5 protein-coding genes are annotated in these 7,438 nt (G+C 72.7%); 1 reads left to right on the top strand and 4 read right to left on the bottom strand.

Annotated elements, in window-relative coordinates:
- Positions 1-37 precede the first annotated feature (37 nt).
- The 3 genes from ACFU7Z_RS32590 to ACFU7Z_RS32580 form a co-directional block, all read right to left on the bottom strand.
- Entirely contained in the window at positions 38-1,006 is a 969-nt protein-coding gene (locus ACFU7Z_RS32590; RefSeq protein ID WP_259316439.1) for an alpha/beta fold hydrolase, read from the bottom strand.
- A gap of 143 nt (positions 1,007-1,149) precedes the next feature.
- Positions 1,150-4,584 (bottom strand): S8 family serine peptidase, encoded by a 3,435-nt coding sequence (locus ACFU7Z_RS32585; protein ID WP_380781465.1) that lies wholly within the window; start codon positions 4,582-4,584, stop codon positions 1,150-1,152.
- Positions 4,585-4,930: 346 nt separating this feature from the next.
- Positions 4,931-5,782, bottom strand: a complete 852-nt coding sequence (locus ACFU7Z_RS32580) for a siderophore-interacting protein (protein ID WP_380781463.1) — start codon at positions 5,780-5,782, stop codon at positions 4,931-4,933.
- Positions 5,783-5,863: 81 nt separating this feature from the next.
- On the opposite strand from ACFU7Z_RS32580, the gene ACFU7Z_RS32575 reads away from it, so the two are divergent.
- A complete protein-coding gene (locus tag ACFU7Z_RS32575; protein WP_380781461.1) occupies positions 5,864-6,676 on the top strand; it encodes a TetR/AcrR family transcriptional regulator in 813 nt (270 codons plus the stop codon).
- Position 6,677: 1 nt separating this feature from the next.
- Here the strand turns inward: ACFU7Z_RS32575 and ACFU7Z_RS32570 are convergent.
- Positions 6,678-7,438 (bottom strand): IS5 family transposase (locus tag ACFU7Z_RS32570; RefSeq protein WP_380781459.1); only part of this gene is annotated, 761 nt, incomplete at its 5' end.

The raw sequence follows: 7,438 nt of genomic DNA, 5'->3' as shown, positions 1-7,438 counted from the left end.
GAGACAGCCCCGAGGCCGCGCCCGGTGCCCCGGCCGGCTACTTGTCCAGGTGCGCCAGGAAGTCCAGCAGTGCCTCGGTGACCTCGGCCGGGCGCTCCTGCTGCGTCCAGTGGCCGGTGTCCGGCAGCCGGACGTGCCGGTGCAGCCGGGGCGTCAGGTGCGTCAGCAGGTACTGGACCGCCTCCGGGGCGATCATCGCGTTCACCAGGTCCCGCTCGCCGACCACGAACAGCGCGGGCACGTCGATCCGCTGGCCGACGAACGCCGTCATCAGCTCGCTGTTCCGGTCGATGTTGCGGTACCAGTTGAGGCCCCCGGTGAAGGCGTGCTCGCCGTGCCGGGCGTAGTCGGCGGCGAACACGTCGAGGTCCTCGTCGGTGAGCCAGTCCGGCAGGCTCTCCGGCTCCGGGACGGTGTCCAGCAGCTTCTTGCCCTCGGGGACGATCCACGGTCGCGGCTCACCGTCGGGCTGGATGCCGCAGAGGATGCGGCGCAGGCTGGACTTGACGTCGGCCGCCAGCTCGGCGTCGGCGCGGCCCGGCTCCTGGAAGTAGATCTGGTAGAAGCCCTCGCCGAAGTTCTCCCGGGCCGCGGACAGCGTGCCGGGCCCGGCCGGCAGCGGCGGCACGCTCAGCCCGGCCACCCCGCGCACCAGGTCCGGCCGCAGCGCCGCGGCGGCCCAGGCCACCGGCGCGCCCCAGTCGTGCCCGACCACGACGGCCTTCTCCTCGCCGAGCGCGGCGATCAGCGCCGTCACGTCGCCGACCAGGTGCAGCAGGGTGTAGGCGTCGATCCGCTCGGGCTGCTCGCTGCGGGCGTACCCGCGCTGGTCCGGCGCGACGACCCGGTAGCCGGCCTCGGCGAGCGGCGCGAACTGGTGGCGCCAGGAGTACCAGCTCTCCGGGAAGCCGTGCAGCAGCAGGACCAGCGGCCCCTCGCCCTGCTCCGCGTAGTGCAGCCGTACGCCGTTCACCACGACCTCGCCGTGCTTGATCGCGTCGTTCAACTCGCAACTCCCCATCCGGTGACAACATCCGTTCACTCCCGACCCTGCCCAGTCGGCCGCCCCCGGAACCCCGGCCGCCGAACGCGGCCGAGGCCGCCCCGGAACCCCGGGACGGCCTCGGCCTGACGTCGGCTGACGTGGCGTCAGTTCACGGTGTAGCTGTACGGGATCGCCGCGAGCACCGAACCGGTGGTGTTCAGGGCGTTGTTGGCGGTGGCCACGCCGGTCGGGCCGGACACCAGGTACAGCACGCCCTTGACGGTGCTGCCCTTCGGGCCGGTCGGGGTCAGCGTCACCTGGAGCGTGCCGGTGGCGCCGGGGGCGACGGTCACCGGGGTGGCGGCCGCGGCCGAGGCGTTCACCGAGGCGGCGTACGGGTCACCGGTGCTGGAGGTCAGCGCCGGGTCGAAGGCCTGGGTGTGCGCGGTGGCCGTGATGGTGGAGGTGCCGGCCGGCGCGCCGCCGGTGCCGAACGGGCCGATCTGCTGGACGAAGGTGCTCCAGGTGCCGGGGACGACCGGCTGCTCGGCGGTGCCGTTGTCGGTGACGACCGAGACGGTGGAGCCGTCCTGGGCCTTCTTCAGGTCGCCGAACAGGTCCGGCGAGCCGGTGGTGGCGCTCAGCTCGATCTGCGCCGGCGTCGAGGACGCCGCCACGGCCTTGAGCCGGTCGGTTCCCGGCGGCACCAGGAAGGACGGCACCGCGGAGCTGAGGCTCAGCGGCAGGGTGACGGTCGCCGAGGTGCCCTGCGGCACCAGCGGCACGTCCACCCGGCGGTCCAGCCGGCCGTCGGCCGCGATCCGCTGGGTCGCGACGGTGTTGTTGGTGTAGTTCACCTGGACGGTGACCGGCTTGCCGGCCGCCAGCTTGGTGCGGGCGTCGTTGGGCAGGCCGGCCGCGGTGGCCTGGTTCTGGTTGAACGCGATGGTGCCGGTGAAGTCCTGGGCGAGCTCCTGGCCGCTGACCGGGCCGAGCACGTTCAGGACGAACCGCCAGCGGCCGGCGGCCGGGTTGACGGCGGTGGCCGAGACGCCGTTGCCGGTGCCCGCCAGGTTGCCCTGGGCGTCGAACTGCCCGTTGCCCTCGATGTCGACCGGGGTGCCGTTCGGGCTGATCAGCGCGCCCTGCATGAGCAGCTTCGGGTCCTTGCCGACGGTCAGGCCGACCCGCAGGTCCTTCTGGCCCTTCGGGACGTCGAAGGCGTACGAGAAGCTCTGCGTCGGCGAGGCGCTGCGGCCGTTGCCACCGGTGATGGTGCCGGTGAAGGTGCCCTTGCCCTGGTTGACCGGGACGAGGCTGCGCAGCACGACCGGGACGCTGGTGGTGTTGCCGTTGGAGCCGGAGACCAGGACGGCCTCGCTGGAGTCGCCGCTGGTGGCCGGGGTGGTGAGCTGGACCTTGAGGGTCTTGGTCTGGCCCGGCTTCAGGTCGGTGGTGCCGGGGCTCACGGCGCCGGCCGGCACCGCGCGCTGGGTGGCGGTGCCGAGCTGGACGGCGCCGCTGTAGCCGGCCTGGCCGGCCGGGGTGTAGAGGACGGCGGTCCACTCGCCGGCCACCGGGTGCGGGACGTCCACCAGGCCGAAGTTGGCCGGGGTGGCGCCGCCCTGCGGACGGGTGTTGGTCTCGAAGCGGCCCGAGGGGTCGAGCAGCGTCATCCGGACCACCGGCCCGTTGGTGACCGGGTTGGGCGCGCCCTGCCAGGCGATCGAGGCCGCGAGGCGGTCGGCACCGGCCGGGACGGTGAACTTGACCTGCTTCTGCACCCAGTCCGCGCCGTTGGTCGCGTACTTGAAGGTGTCCTTCGAGGACGGGTCCAGCTGGACGGTCTGCCGGTTGCTCGACTGCGGCGCGAAGCCGCGGGTCGTGGCGCTCACCGTCTGGGTGCTGTCACTGGTGTTGGTGACGGACACCTCGGCGGTGTGGGTCGAGCCGGGGGCGCCGGCGATGTCGACCTGGCCGGTGTTGACCACGACGGTCTTCGCACCGTCGGTGCCGTCCCCGTCGTCGTAGCCGCGGGCGGCCTCGACGGCGGCGCGGACGTTCAGCAGGCCGGCGCCCTGCTCCTCGGCCGGCACGCCGAGGTCGGTGGCGGTGCCGGTGAGGAACTTCTTCACCAGCGCCGGGGCGGGCGAGTCGCCGCCGTGGGTGTCGCGGTAGGCCTGGATGACCAGGGCCGCGGCGCCGGTGACGAACGGGGCCGACTGGCTGGTGCCGCCGAACGGCTGGATCGGCGAGGGCTGCCCGTTGTAGCCCGTGCAGTCCGTGTACTTGCTGGTGTCGGGCGTGCACAGCGCCCAGTCCGACTCGCCCGGCGCGACCAGGTCGACGGTCCGGCCGGCCTGGGTGAAGCCGCCCGAGGAGAGCGCGGAGATGCGGCTGTTGCTCCAGGTCTTGTTGGAGAACTGGGAGGCCGCGTAACCGGTCTGCTGGTAGTTCTGGTTGTCCGTCGAGGCGCCGACCGCGATCACGGACGGGTCGGTGGCCGGGGTGCCGATCGTGCCGCTGAGGCCGGCGTCACCGGTGGAGACCGCCACGGTGACACCGGCCTTGACGGCCTGCTCGTTGAAGAGCGAGATGGTGTCGTGCGCGCCGCTGTCCGGGGTGACGTTGCCGCCGAAGGACTCGTTCAGCACGTCCACGTGGGCGACCCGCACCGCGTAGTCGATCGACTGGAGGATCGACGAGTTGGACATCATCTCGCCGCCGGCCTTCAGCGCGACCAGGTCGGCGTCCGGGGCGAGGCCGCGGATGCGGATGTTGCAGCCGGCCGGGAGCGGGTGCGAGGAGTTGACGAACTTGGAGACGTCGTAGACCTGGCGGCCCTGGGCGATGACCGCCGAGGCGTCGCCGAAGGCCTCGGCCGCGCCGGTCGGCGCGTCCCAGCCGTCGCCCGCGAAGTCCTGGTAGTCGACCACGGCGTGCGAGCCGTCGGCCCGGATGAAGTCCGGGTTGTTCGGGTCGAGGCCGTCCGCGATGTAGGCGACCTTGACGCCCTTGCCGGTGGCCAGGTCCTCAACGCCGGGCTTGCCGTTGCCGGTGACGGCCCGGGTCGAGTAGAGGCCCTCGGGCTCCAGCAGCGGCTTGGCCGGGTCGGCGGGGCAGACCGTGTTGGTCGCGTTCTCCTCCGCCCCCTGGCCGTTACTGCCCGAAACGGCCTGCGGAGCGGCGTCGGCCTTGGGCGCCTTGGCGGCGGCGGTGTCCTTGGCCGCCTTCGCCTTGGCGGCGGCCGGCGGGGCGACCTGGACCTGGGCGTCCGCCACCACGGAGGAGACGGCCGGGTCGGCCTGGAGCTGGGCCCGCAGGGCGGGGCTGACCGTGGCCGAGAAGGCGTTGCCGACCACGAAACTCTTGATATCGGTGCCGCCGCCGGCCTTGACCTTGTTCAGCAGCGGCGCCTGTGCGTCGGCGGTCTTCTGCTGCCGGGCGCCGAGGTGGCCGTGGTCGGCCGGGGCGTCCGCGATCTGGTCCTTCATGATGACGATCACCGGCACCGGGGACCCGTCCGTGGACGCCGCCTGGGCGTTCTGCGGTTCGGGGGCCGGGGCCGCGGTCGCGATGGTCCCGAGGCTCAGGACCATGGACGCGGCGGTCACCGTGACGGCGGCCGCTAGCTGGGTTTTCCGCCAGCCGATCATATAAATCCTCTCGTCAGATGGACAGCTGACGCATTCCAACGCACCTGAGAGGATCACGACAAGGGGGTAAATCCCCATCAGAAAGTAAAGTTGACCATCAATCAGTAAAATTCGGAGAGGAAATCGGGTCGAATCCGCATCTTTCAGCCGATCGGCCCTTGCCGGATCCGGACGGCCGGCACGGGAGAGCCCCGGCGGACTCCCTTCCCACGCCGCCGCCCGGCGAAACGGCCGCCACGGCGCCCGGGCGCCCCGCGACGGGAGCCGCCACGGGACGCCCGGCCCGGCCTCAGGCGCCGGCCAGCCGCTCCTGAGCGTCCGCCAGGTCCTCGGCGGTGGGCGCGTCGTCCTGGGTCAGCCGGTGGCGCCAGTAGCCGGTGAAGTCGATGTCCTCCTTCGGCACCCCCTGCTCCTCGATCAGGAGCCGGCGGACCTCCCGGACCGCCCCCGCCTCCCCGGCCAGCCAGACGAAGGGCTCACCCCCGGGCAGCACGCCGTCCCGGAACGCCTCGGTCAGCACGGTGCCCGGGGCCGCGCCGTCGCGGTACAGCCACTCCACCTCCAGCTCGGCGCGGCTCTCCAGCTCCTGGCGTTCCGCCTGGTCGGCGATCTCGATCCACACGTACGCCCGCACCCCCTCGGGCAGCACCCCGAGCAGCGTCGCGAGCGCCGGCAGCGCGGTCTCGTCGCCCGCCAGCAGCACCCAGTCGGCCTCCGTGGCGGCCTCGACGAAGGGGACCCGCGGGGCGTACAGCGCGGAGGGGCCGACCATCCCGAGCCGGTCCCCCGGCGCGGCCCGCTCCGCCCAGGCGGCGGCCGGGCCGGAGTCCCCGTGCAGCACGAAGTCGATCTCGACCAGCCGGGTGCCGGGCCGCCGACCGCGCAGGGTGAAGCTGCGCAGCAGCGGGCGCTCGGCCTCCGGGATCGCCAGGTAGGCCTGGTACCAGCCCATCGGGTCGTCCTGCCGGACCGGCAGCACCGGCTCGCGCTGCCCGGGGCGCGGGAAGCAGAGCTTCAGCTGCTGGTCCGGGGCGGTCCCGACGGCGTCGGGGAGTTCCTCGGCGGCGAAGGTGATCCGGGCGGTGCGCGGTGTGATCCGGCGGACCTCGACGACCTCGACGAAGGTGACGGGCAATGTCATCGCGAAACCCCTTCGGTTGGTAACCTTACGGCATAAAGAGTTGCCGTCGGAGCGATACTTTACGCCATAAGGAGATGTCGGATGACCGTCTACGCCGGGCAGGGCGACGCCCACCGCGCGCTCGCCCTGCTCTGGGGCGCGCCCGAGGAGCCGCGCGCCGGGCGCAGCGGCCCCAAGCCGGGTCTGAGCGTCGACGCGATCGTGTCCGCCGGAATCGCGGTGGCCGACGCCGAGGGCATGGCCGCGCTGTCGATGCGCGCCGTGGGCGAACGGCTCGGCCGCACCGCGATGGCGCTCTACACCTATGTGCCCGGCAAGGCCGAACTGCTCGACCTGATGCACGACCGGGCGCTCGCGGAACTCGCCACCGAACCCCCCTCGGGAGTTCCCGCCGAATTCCCCGGCGGACTCCCGGTGGCCGACGCCTGGCGGGAAGCCGTCACCGCCTGGGCCGAGGCCCTGTACGCCTGCTACCTGCGTCACCCCTGGGTGCTCCAGGTCTCACAGGCCCGCCCGGTCCTCGGCCCCGCCGAACTCGCCGCGATGGAGGCGCTGTTGCGCGCACTGCGGCCGGCCGGCCTGGCGCCGGCGCGGCTGCGCGGGGCGGTCGCCGCGCTCTGGCAGTTCGTCCGCGGCCTGGCCGCCACCACCGCCGACGCGCGCGGCGCGGCCGCCGCCACCGGGATCGCCGACGAGGACTGGTGGGCCACCCGCTCCGCCCGACTCGCCGAGCTGGCACCGGACTTCGCGGAACGCTTCCCCCTGCTCGTCGCCCTGCAGAGCACCGGCGGCGGTGCCCCCGAGGACGGCCACCGGGAGGCCTTCCGCGCCGGGCTCGCCGTGCTGCTCGACGGCATCGCGGCGGGGGCGCCCTCAGAGGGCGTTCGATACTGATTTAGGCCGCCGCAGGCGGTTTCGGGCGGAGGTATTGCCCGACTTTGTCGGGGCTGGCGGTCAGGCGGATGGTCATGGAGTTGACCATGGCCCAGTGGATCATTGAGCGCGACCGGTCCGGCAGTTCCTCGTAGTCGCGGTGGAGCCGCCGGTACCGGGACATGATCCCGAAGGTCTGCTCGACCCGCCAGCGGATCGGCTGGACGACGAAGCCCTTCTGCTCCTTGTCGCGGGCGACCACCTCGACGTCGATGGACAGGGCGGCGCCGTGCTTGACCACGGCGTTGTTGTAGCCGGCGTCCACCCACGCCTTGGTCACGGTGGGCCACCGGACGGCGAGGGTGTCCAGGACCTGTTTGCCTCCGGCGGAGTCCTGGACTCCGGCGGCGGTGACGATCAGCACCAGGAGCAGGCCCAGGGTGTCGGTGGCGATGTGGCGCTTGCGGCCCTTGACCCGTTTCCCGCCGTCGTAGCCCTGGCTGTCGGCCGGGGCGTTCGGCGAGGCCTTCACCGACTGGGCATCGATGATCGCCGCGCTCGGCAGGATCCGCCGGCCCTTCTTCGCCCTGAGCTGGTCACGGAGCGTGTCGTGGATCTGCTCGGCGGTGCCGTCGCCTTCCCACTCCTTGAAGTAGCCGTAAACCGTGGTGTGGGGCGGGAAGTCGTGCGGCAGGTAGCGCCAGGCGATGCCGGTCCGCGCGACGTAGAGGATCGCGTTGACCACTTCACGCAGTTCGGTGGTCGGCTCGCGCCCCTCGGCGC

Source organism: Kitasatospora sp. NPDC057518 (assembly GCF_042802075.1).
In the GTDB taxonomy this organism is placed as follows: Bacteria; Actinomycetota; Actinomycetes; order Streptomycetales; family Streptomycetaceae; genus Kitasatospora.
Note: the sequence above shows the minus strand (reverse complement) of the source record. Positions and strands in the feature narration are given on the sequence as shown.

What these genes read in the sequence shown, in the direction of transcription:
- ACFU7Z_RS32580 (WP_380781463.1), bottom strand. Translation starts at nt 5,782, where the DNA reads ATGACATTGCCCGTCACCTTCGTCGAGGTCGTCGAGGTCCGCCGGATC.
- ACFU7Z_RS32575 (WP_380781461.1), top strand. Translation starts at nt 5,864, where the DNA reads ATGACCGTCTACGCCGGGCAGGGCGACGCCCACCGCGCGCTCGCCCTG.
- ACFU7Z_RS32585 (WP_380781465.1), bottom strand. Translation starts at nt 4,584, where the DNA reads ATGGTCCTGAGCCTCGGGACCATCGCGACCGCGGCCCCGGCCCCCGAA.